Raw genomic sequence first — 14,241 nt, forward strand, 5'->3', positions numbered from 1 at the left:
TTGAGGTGAAGAGATGCCATTGACCCCCGAGGACGTTCGGAACAAGCAGTTCACGACCGTCCGCCTGCGTGAAGGCTATGACGAGGACGAGGTCGATGCCTTCCTCGACGAGGTCGAGGCGGAGCTGACCCGCCTCCTCCGGGAGAACGAGGACCTGCGGGCCAAGCTGGCCGCCGCGACTCGCGCCGCCGCGCAGAACCAGGCCAACATGCGGAAGGAGCCGCCGCAGGACGCGCAGCGTCCCGCTGCTCCCGTCCCGGCCGCCATATCCGGCCCGCCGGTCCCCGGCCAGCAGGGCCCGGGTGGCCCGCAGCAGATGGGCCCCGGTGGTCCGCAGCAGATGGGCCCGGGTGGTCCCCAGCAGCAGCAGATGGGCAACCAGCCCCTCGGCCTGCCCTCCGGCGCCCCGCAGCTCCCGGCCGGTCCGGGTGTCCCCCAGCAGATGGGCGGCCCGCAGCAGCAGATGAACCAGACCATGGGCGGCCAGCAGCAGCTGGTCCAGCCGATGGGTGGTCAGATGCTCCAGCCCATGGGCGGTCCCGGTGGCCCGCAGCAGATGGGCAACCCGATGGGCCAGGGCATGGGCCAGCAGCAGATGCAGCCGATGGGCGGCCCCATGGGCGGTCCGCCGCAGCAGATGGGTGGCCCGATGGGCGGCCCGATGCAGCAGCAGGGCCCCGGCGGCGACAGTGCCGCCCGCGTGCTGGCGCTCGCCCAGCAGACCGCCGACCAGGCGATCTCCGAAGCCCGCTCCGAGGCCAACAAGATCGTCGGCGAGGCGCGCAGCCGGGCCGAGGGCCTGGAGCGCGACGCCCGTGCCAAGGCCGACGCCCTGGAGCGGGACGCGCAGGAGAAGCACCGCGTCGCGATGGGCTCGCTGGAGTCCGCGCGGGCCACGCTGGAGCGCAAGGTCGAGGACCTGCGGGCGTTCGAGCGTGAGTACCGGACGCGTCTGAAGTCGTACCTGGAGACCCAGCTGCGTCAGCTGGAGTCGCAGGCCGACGACTCGCTCGCCCCGCCGCGGATCCCCGCCACCGCGTCGCTGCCGCCGGCGGCCTCGTCGATGGCTCCGGCCGGTGCTGGTGCGATGACCTCCGGCGCACCGTCGTTCGGTGGGAACCAGCCTTCCTTCGGTGGCAGCTCGCCGTCGTTCGGTGGGCAGAGCTCCTTCGGCGGGAACCCGCCGGCGCCGAGCTTCGGCGGGCAGCTCGCCGGTGGCAACAGCGGGGCTCCGCAGATGCAGCCGGCCGGGATGACCCAGCCGATGGCGGCGGTCCGGCCGCAGCCGCCGCAGCCGATGCAGCAGGCTCCGGCGCCGATGCGGGGCTTCCTGATCGACGAGGACGGCGACAACTGAGGTTGTCGTAGCAGGGCTCTTCGAGGGCGTCCCCTTTCTGACCTTCGGGTCGGGGAGGGGACGCTCTTTTTGCGTCGGGGGTGGGAGGGGGGACGGGGAGGGCCGGATTGCGGGAGGGGCTTGAGGATGTGGGAGGGGGGGCTTGTGCTGTGCGAAGCTCCCCGTGCCCGTGCCCGTGCCCGTGCCCGTGTCGGGGCGCAGGGGCACGGGATGGGGAGGGCGCGCGGGCGTGCGGGGGTGCGGGGGAGGCGTGGGGGGCGGGGAGGGTGCCGGGAAGTGCCGAGGGTGGACAAAACGGAACCGCCGCCCGGCTCGGGAGCGGGGCGGCGGTTCGGGTGGGGTGGTCAGGCCTTGCGGAGTTGGAAGGCGAGGCCGAGGGATTCGTCGGTGAAGGTCTCGGAGGTCCAGTCAGCCGTGCCGGCGGCGAAGTCGGTGGCGAGGACCTCTTCGGCGACGAGGGGGCCGTGTTCGGCGATGGCCTCGGCGGTCTCCTCGGAGGTGGCGCGCCAGCGGAGGACGATGCGGTCGGCGACGTCCAGGCCGGAGTTCTTGCGGGCCTCCTGGATCTGGCGGATGGCGTCGCGGGCGATGCCGAGGCGCTTGAGCTCCGGGGTGATGGCCAGGTCGAGGGCGACGGTGGCGCCGGACTCGTTGGCGACGGCCCAGCCCTCGCGCGGGGTCTCGGTGATGATCACCTCATCGGGCGACAGGGTGATCGTCTCGCCGTCGAGCTCGACGCCGGTCACGCCGTCGGCGCGCAGTTCGGCGGCCAGGCGGGCGGCGTCGGTGGCGGCGACCGCCTTGGCGACGTCCTGCACGCCCTTACCGAAGCGCTTGCCCAGCGCGCGGAAGTTGGCCTTGGCGGTGGTGTCGACCAGCGAGCCACCGACCTCGGCGAGGGACTCCAGGGTGGTGACGTTGAGCTCCTCGGCGATCTGCGCGCGCAGGTCGGCGGGCAGCTCCTCCCAGCCCTGGGCGGCGACCAGCGCGCGGGACAGCGGCTGACGGGTCTTCACGCCGGACTCGGCGCGGGTGGCCCGGCCCAGCTCGACCAGGCGGCGGACCAGCGCCATGTGCCGGGAGAGCTCGGTGTCGATCAGGCTCTCGTCGGCCACCGGCCAGGAGGCCAGGTGCACCGAGGCCGGGGCGTCCGGGGTGACCGGGACGACCAGGTCCTGCCAGACCCGCTCGCTGATGAACGGGGTGAGCGGGGCCATCAGGCGGGTGACCGTCTCCAGCGCCTCGTGCAGCGTGGCGAGCGCGGCGGCGTCGCCCTGCCAGAAGCGGCGGCGGCCACGGCGGACGTACCAGTTGGAGAGGTCGTCGACGAAGCCGGAGAGCAGCTTGCCGGCGCGCTGGGTGTCGTACGCCTCGAAGGCCGCGTCGACCTCGCGGACCAGGGTGTTCAGCTCGGAGAGCACCCAGCGGTCCAGCTGCGGGCGGTCGGCCGGGGCCGGGTCGCCCGCCGAGGGGGCCCAGTCGGAGGTGCGGGCGTACAGGGCCTGGAAGGCGACGGTGTTCCAGTAGGTGAGGAGGGTCTTGCGGACCACCTCCTGGATGGTGCCGTGGCCGACCCGGCGGGCCGACCAGGGCGAGCCGCCGGCCGCCATGAACCAGCGCACGGCGTCGGCGCCGTGCTGGTCCATCAGTGGGATCGGCTGCAGGATGTTGCCCAGGTGCTTGGACATCTTGCGGCCGTCCTCGGCCAGGATGTGGCCCAGGCAGACGACGTTCTCGTAGCTGTTCTTGTCGAACACCAGGGTGCCGACCGCCATCAGCGTGTAGAACCAGCCGCGGGTCTGGTCGATCGCCTCGGAGATGAACTGCGCCGGGTAGCGCTTCTCGAACAGCTCCTTGTTCTGGTACGGGTAGCCGTACTGGGCGAAGGGCATCGAGCCCGAGTCGTACCAGGCGTCGATGACCTCGGGCACACGGGTGGCGGTGCCGCCGCAGTCGCGGCAGGCGAAGGTCACCTCGTCGATGAACGGGCGGTGCGGGTCGAGGCCGCTCTGGTCGGTGCCGGTGAGTCCGGTCAGCTCGGCCAGCGAGCCGACGCAGGTCAGGTGGCCCTCCTCGCAGCGCCAGATCGGCAGCGGGGTGCCCCAGTAGCGGTTGCGGCTGAGCGCCCAGTCGATGTTGTTGTTCAGCCAGTCGCCGAAGCGGCCGTGCTTGACCGTCTCCGGGAACCAGTTGGTGGCCTCGTTCTCGCGGATCAGCGCGTCCTTGACGGCGGTGGTCCGGATGTACCAGGACGGCTGCGCGTAGTAGAGCAGCGCGGTGTGGCAGCGCCAGCAGTGCGGGTAGCTGTGCTCGTACGGCACGTGGCGGAAGAGCAGGCCGCGCTCCTTCAGGTCCGCGACCAGGGCCTCGTCGGCCTTCTTGAAGAACTGGCCGCCGACCAGCGGGACCTCGGGGGCGAAGGTGCCGTCGGCGAGCACCGGGTTGACCACCGGCAGGCCGTACTTGCGGCAGGTCGCGAGGTCGTCCGCACCGAAGGCAGGGGACTGGTGGACGACACCGGTGCCGTCCTCGGTGGTGACGTAGTCGGCGTTGAGGACGAAGTGGGCGTTCTCGATCTCGACCAGCTCGAACGGGCGCTGGTAGTTCCAGTGCTCCATCTCGGCGCCGGTGAAGGACTCGCCGGTGGGCTCCCAGCCCTCGCCGAGGGCCTTGGCGAGCAGCGGCTCGGCGACGACCAGCTTCTCGTTGCCGTCGGTGGCCACCACGTAGGTGACCGTCGGGTTGACCGCGAGGGCGGTGTTGGAGACCAGGGTCCACGGGGTGGTGGTCCAGGCGAGCAGGGCCGCCTGGCCGGCCAGCGGGCCGCCGGTGAGCGGGAAGCGGACGTAGACCGAGGGGTCGACCACGGTCTCGTAGCCCTGGGCCAGCTCGTGGTCGGACAGGCCGGTGCCGCAGCGCGGGCACCAGGGGGCGACGCGGTGGTCCTGGACCAGCAGGCCCTTGTCGAAGATCTGCTTGAGCGACCACCAGACGGACTGGACGTAGGACGGGTCCATCGTCCGGTAGGCGTCGTCGAGGTCGACCCAGTACCCCATGCGGGTGGTCAGCTCGGCGAAGGCGTCGGTGTGGCGGGTCACCGACTCGCGGCACTTGGCGTTGAACTCGGCGATGCCGTACGCCTCGATGTCCTGCTTGCCGGAGAAGCCCAGCTCCTTCTCGACGGCCAGCTCGACCGGCAGTCCGTGGCAGTCCCAGCCGGCCTTGCGGGCGACGTGGTAGCCCTTCATCGTCCGGTAGCGCGGGAAGACGTCCTTGAAGACGCGGGCCTCGATGTGGTGGGCGCCAGGCATGCCGTTGGCGGTCGGCGGGCCCTCGTAGAACACCCACTCGGGGCGGCCCTCGGACTGCTCCAGGCTGCGCTGGAAGATCTTGTTGTCCTGCCAGAACGACAGGATCTGGTGCTCCAGGGCAGGCAGGTCCACCTGCGCCGGGACGGGGTTGTAGGAGCTGCTCATCGCGGGCGTCTACCTCCGGCGGATGCTGGGACTGGATCCTCCGGAGGGACGAGACGGCCAGGCCGCCCCGCGGTACCACCCTCCTTGGCCGCGATGCTGCGTTGCGGCCCTCTTGTTTGGGCTTGCTGCCGGGTCTAGTGGGCCGCCGCGGGCTGCGCGGTGGCCGTTCTTCCGGCGGCTCCGGGGTGATCTTCCCGTCGTGCACACCCCCGGGCTCGCACCGTCCCCGGGTCGCTGGTGGCTGCGTACGTCGGTACTCGTCCCATCTGCGCCTTGCAGGCCCAGTGTATCGGCCGGGCGAGTCGGTTTGTCCAAACCGTTTCCGCGGGGGTGGTTTCGGGCATGGACGGGCTGGTCGGCGGGGGTGGTTAGGCGGGGGTGTGGTGGGCACAAGTCTGTCAGCGCGCGGGGCGTGGCGGTTGGGGCGGCTGCCTGGGTGGGATCATCGCGAGGCGCCGGTATGTCATGTTGTGACCGGTTTTGATCGGGATTATCGTTCCGGCACTGGAAGCCGCCGGGAACCGGCGGCTCGATTCGTTCGTAGATGGGGTCGAAGCCATGGCTGAGAAGGCATCCGGCGCGGGTACCGCCACCAAGCGGGCACGCAAGGCCGTGGCGGCCGATCCAGGGGAGGGGACCGTGACCACTACCGCACCTCAGAACAGCACCGACATCGTCACCGCGCCGCGCGGAGCCGAATCCGTCGACCCGGCCACCCTGCCGGTCCGACCCGGCGAGGACCCGTGGACCTCGGCGGAGGTCCACGAGCTCCACGACGAGCTGATCAGCGACCTGGAGCGGCTGCGCGGCGAGATCGACGCCGCCGACGCCGCCATCGCGGGCCTGATGCGTGACTCCAACGACGGGGCCGGCGACGACCAGGTGGACGCCGGTACGAAGAACATCTCGCGGGAGAGCGAGCTGGCGCTCGCCAACAACGCCCGGGACAGCCTCGCCCAGACGGAGCGCGCCCTGGAGCGGCTCGAAGGCGTCGGCTTCGGCATCTGCGAATCCTGCGGCCAGGCCATCGGCAAGGCCCGGATGCAGGCCTTCCCCCGGGCGACGCTCTGCGTCCAGTGCAAGGCCAAGCAGGAACGCCGCTGAACCGCGCCGTCGCGGCGACGCGGGGGGTCGGGCTTGCCGTACGCTCGACCCCGTAACGTCGCCTGACGTGTCCGGAGCGGTTCCTCGACGGATTTCCAGGGCGGCATCGGCCCACCACCCTCCCCCACCTCCTGCCCGGGGGAGCTCCATCGGCAGCGGAGCGGATCATCAGTACGCAAGGTTCCCCCCAGACCCGGGACGACGCGGTCCCGTACCCCGCCGATGCCGTGGAGGTGGCCGTGGCCGATCCCACTGACCCCGCGGAGGCGGCCTCGACCGACGGCGGGACGGCGGTGGAGAAGCCCAAGGGCCGGCGGCGGGTCGGCGTGCTGCTGGTCGTCGCGGTGCTCGCCTTCCTGATCGACCTCGGCAGCAAGCTGCTGGTCGTCGCCAGGCTGGAGAACCACGCCGCGATCAAGGTGATCGGCGACGTCGTCACCCTCCAGGTGATCCGCAACTCCGGCGCGGCCTTCGGCATGGGGCAGGCGCTGACCGTCGTCTTCACGATGATCGCCTCGGCCGTCATCGTGGTGATCTGGCGGATCGCCCGCCGGCTGTACAGCCTCCCGTGGGCGATCGCGCTCGGGCTGCTGCTCGGCGGGGCGCTCGGGAACCTCACCGACCGGCTGTTCCGCGCGCCGGGCGTCTTCCGCGGGCACGTGGTGGACTTCATCTCCGTCCAGCACTTCGCGGTGTTCAACCTCGCCGACTCGGCGATCGTCTGCGGCGGGATCCTCGTGGTGCTGCTCTCCTTCAAGGGCAGCAACCCGGACGGGACCGTCCACCAGCAGACGGACAAGGGCGACAAGTAGGGACCTGCCCTCCCGGTCGCAACCGCCGGCGGGAGGGGCTGGGCCACGTTTCCGGCATACTCGTACGGGTGAGTACCGCAGCGCAGATCCGCAGCCTCCCCGTACCCGACGGCCTGGAGGGCGAGCGCCTCGACGCCGCCCTCGCCCGGATGTTCGGCTTCTCCCGGACCAAGGCCGCCGAGTTGGCCGCCGAGGGCAAGGTGACGCTCGACGGCGCCGTGGCCGGCAAGTCGGACCGGGTGACCGCCGGTTCCTGGCTGGAGGTCGAGATCCCCGCCCCCGCCGCCCCGGTGCAGATCGTGGCCGAGCCGGTCGACGGCATGCGGATCGTCCACGACGACGAGGACATCGTGCTGGTCGACAAGCCGGTCGGCGTCGCCGCGCACCCGAGCCCCGGCTGGTCCGGGCCCACCGTCATCGGCGGGCTCGCCGCGGCCGGCTACCGGATCTCCACCTCGGGTGCCGCCGAGCGGCAGGGCATCGTGCACCGGCTCGACGTCGGCACCTCGGGGCTGATGGTGGTCGCCAAGTCCGAGCGGGCGTACACCGACCTCAAGCGGCAGTTCCACGACCGGATCACCGAGAAGCGGTACCACACCCTGGTCCAGGGGCACCCGGACCCGATGAGCGGCACGGTGGACGCGCCGATCGGGCGGCACCCCAGCTCGGACTGGAAGTGGGCCGTGACGCGTGACGGCAAGGCGTCGATCACCCACTACGACCTGATCGAGGCGTACCGGGCGGCCTCGCTGCTCGCCATCAAGCTGGAGACCGGCCGCACCCACCAGATCCGCGTCCACATGTCCGCGCTGCGGCACCCCTGCGTCGGCGACCTGACGTACGGCGCCGACCCGACGCTGGCGAAGCGGCTCGGGCTGACCCGGCAGTGGCTGCACGCCGTCTCGCTCGGCTTCGAGCACCCGGCGGACGGGCAGTGGGTCGAGTTCAGCAGCGAGTACCCGGCGGACCTGCGGAAGGCGCTGGACATCATCGCGGCGGAGAGCTGACGTGCCGGTCTCGGTCCGGGTCGCCGAGGGGGAGGCGGACCTGGCGCTGGTGCGGGAGGTTCGGCGTGAGGTGTTCATCGTCGAGCAGAACGTGCCGGAGGAGCTGGAGTACGACGAGTACGACGGGACCTCGGTGCACCTGCTGGCCGTCGGGGCCGACGGGGCCGCGCTGGGGACCGGGCGGCTGATCTTCGGTGAGCACGCTCTGAAGCTGACCGGGGGCGTCGAGGGGCGGGTGCTGCTCGGGCGGCTCGCGGTGCTCGCCGCCGCGCGGGGGACCGGGCTCGGGGCCGAGCTGGTCCGGGCGATCGAGGCGGCGGGGCTTGAGCGCGGGGCCGTCGAGGTCGAGCTGCACGCGCAGGTGCAGGCGCTCGGGTTCTACGAGCGGCTGGGCTACGTGGCCGAGGGGCCGGTGTACGACGACGCGGGGATTCCGCATCGGACGATGACTCGGGTCCTGTAGGCGGCCGGGAGGCTCGTGCGGGCCCGGCCTCACGCTTCGCGCGGTTCCCCGCGCCCCTTTCGGGGCGCGGGGAACTTTGTTTTGGGGAAGGGCGAGAGGGGTGCGCGGAGTGTCAGCCGTCGGTGGTGCGCAGGCGCGGGAGGGCGTGGGGGTGGTGGTCGCGTAGGTGGGCGATGAGGTGTTCGCGGATGTCGAAGCGGAGTTGGGCGGCGTCGTCAGGGGTGCGGGCGGTCATGGTGGCGCGGACGACGATGGTGCTGGGGGTGGTGTCGGTGACGTTGAGGGCCCACTCGGTGCCGTCCCAGAGGGGGTGCTGCTCCAGCCGGGTGTGCAGGGCGGTGCGCAGCTCGTCGACCGGGGTGGTGTGGTCGAGGTGGAGCAGCACGGCGGCGAGCAGGCCGGGGTCGCGGCGGGTCCAGTTCTCGAAGGGCTTGTTGACGAAGTAGGAGACCGGGACGATCAGCCGGCGTTGGTCCCAGAGCCGGACCACCAGGTAGGAGAGGGTGATCTCCTCGACGGTGCCCTGCTGGCCGTCCACCACCACGGTGTCGCCGATCCGGACGGTGTCGCCGAAGGCGATCTGCAGGCCGGCGAAGAAGTTGCCCAGGGTGCTCTGGGCGGCGATGCCGGCCACGATGCCGATGATGCCGGCCGAGGCGAGCAGGCTGGCGCCGACAGTGCGCATGGCGGAGAAGGTCAGCAGCATCACGGCGGCGGTGACCACGACGATCACCGCGCTGACCACCCGGCGCAGCATGCTGATCTGGGTGTGCACCCGCTGCACCCGGGCCGGGTCGCCGGTGACCGTCTCGTAGCGGCTGAGCACGGCCTCCAGGACGGCGGCCACCACCCGGACGGTGAGCCAGCCGAGCGAGGCGAGCAGGAGCAGCAGGACCAGGTGGTGCGCGCCCTCGTCGTCCTTGAGGTGGAGGATCCGCTTGAGCGGGTCGGCGGCGAGCAGCAGGGCCGTGACGACGGTGAGCTGGAGCGGGATCCGGCAGCGGCGGAGCAGTGACCAGAGCGGGGCGTCGGGGTGGCCCGCGCTGATCCGTTGGAGGGCCTGGTCGACGATCCAGCCGATCGCCAGGGTGGCGGCGACGGTGGCGAGCAGGGTGATCAGCGGCCAGAACACGGGACCTTCTCGGAGTGGGGAGAGCCGGGTGAGCCGTACGATACCGTCGCGTACCTGACTGAACCGGGCGAAAAGGGGTGGTGGCTTTATCGGACGCCTACCCGGGCGGCGGATACGATCTGCCCCCATGGAGTTCGGTGGGGCATGGCGTCGCTGGCGCGGCCGCGGCAGGTCGGTGCGGCGCAGGATGCTGGCCGGGGCGGTGGCCCTGGTGGCGGTCGCCGGGGCCGGTACGGTGGCGGTGGCGTCGGGCGGCGAGCAGGCGGTCCACCAGGAGGATCGTTTCCTCAGCATGCCGGAGACCCCCGGCAGCACTCAGCAGGTCCAGCTGGACACCTCGTTCTTCACCACCGGCAGCAGCCCGCGGCCGGCGGTCCTGCTGGCGCACGGCTTCGGCGGCTCCAAGGACGGCGAGCGGGAGCGCGCCCAGCAGCTGGCCCGGCAGGGGTACGCGGTGCTGACCTGGTCGGCGCGCGGCTTCGGGAACTCGGGCGGGAAGATCGGGCTGAACGCGCCCGACCGCGAGGTCGAGGACGTCAAGCACCTGGTGGACTGGCTGGCCCAGCGGCCCGAGGTGAAGCTCGACGGGCCCGGTGACCCCCGGGTCGGCATCACCGGCGCCTCGTACGGCGGGGCGATCGCGCTGCTGGCCTCCGCGTACGACCACCGGATCGACGCCGTCGCCACCCAGATCACCTGGTGGAACCTGGCCGACGCGCTGTTCCCGCAGGGCGTGCAGGGCTCGGCCGCGGCGGACGGCGTGTTCAAGAAGCTGTGGGCCGGGATCTTCTTCACCACCGGCGCGGCTGGGGACCTCGGGCCCTCCGGCGGGGCGCCGCGCGGCGGGGCCGGGGCCAAGCCGCAGGCGGACGGACAGGTGGGCTGCGGGCGGTTCCTGGACTCGCTCTGCCAGATGTACGACCGGGTCGCCACCGCCGGGCACGCCGATCCGGAGGCCGTCGCGCTGCTGGAGAAGTCGAGCCCGTCCTCGGTGGCGACGCAGCTCAAGGTGCCCACCCTGGTGGTGCAGGGGCAGCAGGACTCGCTGTTCCCGCTGGACCAGGGGGACAAGATCGCGAAGGCCGTGGCGGCCAACGGCGCGCCGGTCTCGGTGGACTGGTTCGCGGGCGGGCACGACGGCGGGACGGACACCAGTGCCCGGGTGGACGACCGGGTGACCGCCTGGTTCGACCACTACTTGCGGGGGCGTGGCAACGACACCGGCCCGGCCTTCCGGGTGACCCGGACCGGGGGCGTGGACTCCACCGGCTTCCAGGCCGTGCTGCGCGGGGCCTCCGCCGACCGGTACCCGGGGCTGGGCGGGACCGGTACCCGCTCGATCGAGCTGGCGGGCGGGGAGAAGTCGATCGCCAACCCGCCCGGCGGGGCGCCGCCGGGGATCTCGACACTGCCGGGGATCGGCGCGCTGAGCCAGGCGGCCTCGCTCGGGGCCGGGCTGTCGCTGGACTTCCCGGGCCAGAACGCCGCCTTCGACTCGACGCCGCTGGACACGCCGCTGCACCTGACCGGGCAGCCGACCGTGCCGGTGACGGTGACGGCGGACCGGCCGGACGCGGTGCTGTTCGCGAAGCTGTACGACGTCGGGCCGGACGGCAAGTCGGTGCTGCCGCAGCAGCTCGTGGCCCCGCTGCGGGTGACCGGCGCAGACGCGGGCAAGACCGTGACCGTCCAGCTGCCCGCCGTGGACCACACCTTCCCGGCCGGGCACCGGGTGCGGCTGGTGCTGGCGTCCACCGACCTGGCGTACGCCTCGCCGGCCGAGCCGGCCACCTACCGGGTCGCGCCGGCCGGGGCGCTCACCGCGCCGACCGACGAGGAGCTGGTCACCGAGGCGGCGCCGCTGCCCGCGCGGACCTGGCTGCTGCCGGTGGCGGCCGTGCTGGTGGCCACCGCGCTGGTGCTGGTGCCCGTGCTGCGCCGACGGCGTTCGGCGGCCGCCGGGCCCGGGTTCGACCCGGAACTGGCCGGGGTGCCGTTGCAGATCAGCGGGCTGAGCAAGCGCTACAAGGGCGCGCAGGACCGGTACGCCGTACGGGACCTGAGCCTCCGGGTGGAGCAGGGCCAGGTGCTCGGCCTGCTCGGGCCGAACGGCGCGGGCAAGACCACCACGCTGCGGATGCTGATGGGCCTGATCCGGCCGGACGCCGGGGAGATCCGGATCTTCGGGCACCTGGTGCGGCCCGGGGCGCCGGTGCTCTCGCGGGTCGGGGCCTTCGTCGAGGGCGCGGGCTTCCTGCCGCACCTGACCGGCCGGGCCAACCTGCGCCTGTACTGGCAGGCCACCGGACGGCCGGAGGAGGACGCCCGCTTCGGCGAGGCGCTGGCGATCGCCGGGCTCGGCGAGGCGCTGGACCGCGCGGTGCGGACGTACTCGCAGGGCATGCGGCAGCGCCTGGCCATCGCGCAGGCGATGCTCGGGATGCCGGACCTGCTGATCCTGGACGAGCCGACCAACGGGCTGGACCCGCCGCAGATCCGCGAGATGCGCGAGGTGATGATCCGGTACGCGGCCGGCGGACGGACCGTCATCGTGTCCAGCCACCTGCTGGCCGAGGTCGAGCAGAGCTGCACGGACCTGGTGGTGATGGACCACGGGCAGCTGGTGACGGCCGGGCCGGTCGGGGAGATCGTCGGCGCCGGTGAGCTGCTGATGATCGGTGTCGCCGACTCCTGCGACCCGGAGTCGGTGGTCGCCAAGGTCGGCGCGCTGGCCGGGGTCGGTTCGGCGGAGGCCGTCGAAGGCGGGCTGCTGGTCCGGCTGGACGGGCTCGCGGCGAGCGAGCTGCTGGCGGAGCTGGTGCGGCTGGGGGTGCCGGTGGAGAGCGCCGGACCGCAGCGGCGCCTGGAGGACGCGTTCCTGTCGTTGATCGGAGGTGCGGCGTGAGCGCCGTCTCGACGGACCATGCCGAGGGGTACCGGGCGAGCCGGACCCTGCCGCTGCGGGTGGAGGCGGTGCGGCAGCTGCGCCGGCGACGCACGCTGGTGATCGGCGGGGTGCTGGCGGCCATGCCGTTCGTCATCCTGGCCGCGTTCCAGATCGGTGGCACCCCGGGGCGTCCGGACCGGACCACCTTCATCGATCTGGCCACCGCCTCCGGGGCCAACTTCGCCGTCACCATGCTGTTCGTGGGCACCGGCTTCATGCTGGTGATCCCGGTCGCGCTGTTCTGCGGGGACACGGTGGCCTCGGAGGCCAGCTGGTCCTCGCTGCGCTACCTGCTGGCCGCGCCGGTGCCCAGGGCCCGGCTGCTGGCCCGCAAGTTCGCGGTCGGGCTGGCGTTCTCGGCGGCGGCGGTGGTGATGCTGCCCGCGATCGGGCTGGCCGTCGGCACCGCCGCGTACGGCTGGGGCGACCTGAAGCTGCCCGCCGGGGCGAGTCTGCCGGCCGGGCAGGCGCTGCCCCGGATCGCGCTCGCGGTGGCGTTCGTGTTCCTGAGCGAGCTGGTGATCGCCGCGCTGGCCTTCTGGCTGTCGACGGCGACGGACGCGCCGCTGGGGGCGGTCGGCGGGGCGGTGTTCATCTCGATCATCACCGGGGTGCTGGACGCCGTCACCGCGCTCGGCGACCTGCGGGAATGGCTGCCGGCGCACTGGCAGTACGCGTGGGCGGACGCCCTGCAGCCGCAGTTGGAGTGGGGCGGCATGCTGCAGGGCGTCTCGCTGTCGCTCTCGTACGCGGTGGTGCTGCTGGCGCTGGCGTTCCGCGGGTTCGCGCGCAAGGACGTGGTGTCGTAACGCCGACTACGGCAACTGGATCGGGGTGGGCAGCAGGGCCCGGGCGGGCACCGGGTGCCAGCGGCCGTCCTCCCCGACCCGGCCGAAGGCCTGGTCGCCGAAGTGGAACGCGAAGCCGTAGGTGTGCGGCTTGCGCAGCTCGGCCAGCAGGGTCCGGCGGGCCTTCAGCACCTTGTCGACGTTGGTGTCCGGTCCGGACGGCCACTCGGGGTGGGCCACCTGGGCCGGGGTGTGGAAGGCGTCGCCGAACACCAGGATCCGCCGCCCGCCGCCGGTCGAGACGACGAAGGTGGTGTGGCCGGGGCTGTGGCCGGGGGTGATCAGCGCGGTGACGCCGGGCCACACCTGGGCGCCGTCGTCGAAGCGGCGCAGCACCTTCGACATCGGCACCATGAAGCTGTCCCAGGACGGCGCCCCGACCTTGACCTGGTGCTCCCAGAACGGCTCCCACTCGGCCCCGGCCACCAGGTAGCCGGCGCGCGGAAACGCCTTGCGCGGCGCCCGGCCCGGCGCGGTGACGAAGCCCATGCCGGTGTGGTCGGTGTGCAGGTGGGTGAAGGCGACGGTGTCGATGGTCTCCGGCCGCACCCGCAGCGCCCGGAGGGTGCGCAGCAGTGCCCCGCCGCGGGAGACACCGAGCGACGGCGGGAGCATGTTGGCGCCGAGGCCCACGTCGATCAGCAGCCGGCGGTGGCCCCGCTCGACCAGGACGCCGCCCGCCGAGGTGGCGATCCGGCCGGAGGGCGCCACCTCCTCGGGGTGCTCCGCCCAGTAGGAGGAGGGGACGGCGGGCAGGAAGCCGGTGCGGTCCAACTCCATGGCGGCGTCGACGACATAGGTCAGCCGGACGTCGCCCAGGGTGAAGGTGCGGACGGCGGACTGGTCGCCGAGCGAGCCGATCCGGTCGGAGGGCTGTGACGGCTTCCGGGGCTGGGCTTCTGCCCGGGTCCGGGCTTCTTCCCGGGCCGGCGTCCGCTCCCGGGCCTCGGCCTGGGGGAGTCCGCCGGCGAGCGGGACGGCCAGGGCCGCGCCGGCGACGACGGCGCTGCGCAGCACGCCGCGCCGGGAGGGGGCGCCTGGGTGTTCGGGGGGCTCTGTCATGGCTGGGCCTTCTTGTGTGGGAGGGGCCTTCGT

The 14,241-nt window shown here is 72.7% G+C and carries 10 protein-coding genes; 7 read left to right on the top strand and 3 right to left on the bottom strand.

Annotated features, from left to right (window positions below; translation table 11 throughout):
* The first annotated feature begins 13 nt into the window (after positions 1-13).
* Positions 14-1,357, top strand: coding sequence for a DivIVA domain-containing protein (locus tag ACIRYZ_RS05645; RefSeq protein ID WP_402939950.1), 1,344 nt, complete (start codon positions 14-16; stop codon positions 1,355-1,357).
* A 344-nt stretch (positions 1,358-1,701) separates the two neighbouring features.
* On the opposite strand, the gene ileS is transcribed toward ACIRYZ_RS05645, so the two are convergent.
* A complete protein-coding gene (gene ileS / locus ACIRYZ_RS05650) occupies positions 1,702-4,833 on the bottom strand; it encodes an isoleucine--tRNA ligase (protein ID WP_402939953.1) in 3,132 nt (1,043 codons plus the stop codon).
* A 558-nt stretch (positions 4,834-5,391) separates the two neighbouring features.
* Here ileS and ACIRYZ_RS05655 point away from each other — a divergent pair.
* The 4 genes from ACIRYZ_RS05655 (at position 5,392) to ACIRYZ_RS05670 (ending at position 8,219) form a co-directional block, all read left to right on the top strand.
* Positions 5,392-5,937, top strand: coding sequence for a TraR/DksA family transcriptional regulator (locus tag ACIRYZ_RS05655; protein WP_402939956.1), 546 nt, complete (start codon positions 5,392-5,394; stop codon positions 5,935-5,937).
* Between the two features lie 164 nt (positions 5,938-6,101).
* Positions 6,102-6,749 (top strand): signal peptidase II, encoded by a 648-nt coding sequence (gene lspA / locus ACIRYZ_RS05660; protein WP_387620636.1) that lies wholly within the window; start codon positions 6,102-6,104, stop codon positions 6,747-6,749.
* A 68-nt stretch (positions 6,750-6,817) separates the two neighbouring features.
* Complete coding sequence (locus tag ACIRYZ_RS05665) at positions 6,818-7,756, top strand: RluA family pseudouridine synthase (protein WP_402939959.1); 939 nt, start codon at positions 6,818-6,820, stop codon at positions 7,754-7,756.
* A 1-nt stretch (position 7,757) separates the two neighbouring features.
* Entirely contained in the window at positions 7,758-8,219 is a 462-nt protein-coding gene (locus tag ACIRYZ_RS05670; RefSeq protein ID WP_402939961.1) for a GNAT family N-acetyltransferase, read from the top strand.
* 112 nt (positions 8,220-8,331) lie between these two features.
* On the opposite strand, the gene ACIRYZ_RS05675 is transcribed toward ACIRYZ_RS05670, so the two are convergent.
* Positions 8,332-9,351 carry a mechanosensitive ion channel family protein gene (locus tag ACIRYZ_RS05675; protein ID WP_402939964.1) on the bottom strand — a complete coding sequence of 340 codons (1,020 nt, stop codon included), beginning with the start codon at positions 9,349-9,351 and terminating at the stop codon, positions 8,332-8,334.
* 127 nt (positions 9,352-9,478) lie between these two features.
* On the opposite strand from ACIRYZ_RS05675, the gene ACIRYZ_RS05680 reads away from it, so the two are divergent.
* Together ACIRYZ_RS05680 and ACIRYZ_RS05685 are read left to right on the top strand one after the other, a co-directional pair.
* The gene (locus tag ACIRYZ_RS05680; protein WP_402939967.1) at positions 9,479-12,256 is read left to right on the top strand and encodes an alpha/beta fold hydrolase; all 2,778 of its coding nucleotides are present in this window, start codon (positions 9,479-9,481) and stop codon (positions 12,254-12,256) included.
* On the top strand, positions 12,253-13,107 hold the full coding sequence (locus tag ACIRYZ_RS05685; protein ID WP_402939969.1) for an ABC transporter permease: 855 nt from the start codon (positions 12,253-12,255) through the stop codon (positions 13,105-13,107). Before ACIRYZ_RS05680 ends, ACIRYZ_RS05685 begins: the two co-directional genes overlap by 4 nt.
* Positions 13,108-13,113: 6 nt before the next feature.
* On the opposite strand, the gene ACIRYZ_RS05690 is transcribed toward ACIRYZ_RS05685, so the two are convergent.
* Positions 13,114-14,208 (bottom strand): MBL fold metallo-hydrolase, encoded by a 1,095-nt coding sequence (locus tag ACIRYZ_RS05690; RefSeq protein ID WP_402939972.1) that lies wholly within the window; start codon positions 14,206-14,208, stop codon positions 13,114-13,116.
* Between the last annotated feature and the right edge of the window lie 33 nt (positions 14,209-14,241).

It is taken from the genome of Kitasatospora sp. NPDC101155 (genome assembly GCF_044768305.1).
In the GTDB taxonomy this organism is placed as follows: domain Bacteria; phylum Actinomycetota; class Actinomycetes; order Streptomycetales; family Streptomycetaceae; genus Kitasatospora.

Coding starts and splice junctions, on each gene's coding strand:
- ACIRYZ_RS05645 (WP_402939950.1), top strand. CDS start 14: ATGCCATTGACCCCCGAGGACGTTCGGAACAAGCAGTTCACGACCGTC.
- ileS (WP_402939953.1), bottom strand. CDS start 4,833: ATGAGCAGCTCCTACAACCCCGTCCCGGCGCAGGTGGACCTGCCTGCC.
- ACIRYZ_RS05655 (WP_402939956.1), top strand. CDS start 5,392: ATGGCTGAGAAGGCATCCGGCGCGGGTACCGCCACCAAGCGGGCACGC.
- ACIRYZ_RS05680 (WP_402939967.1), top strand. CDS start 9,479: ATGGAGTTCGGTGGGGCATGGCGTCGCTGGCGCGGCCGCGGCAGGTCG.
- ACIRYZ_RS05690 (WP_402939972.1), bottom strand. CDS start 14,208: ATGACAGAGCCCCCCGAACACCCAGGCGCCCCCTCCCGGCGCGGCGTG.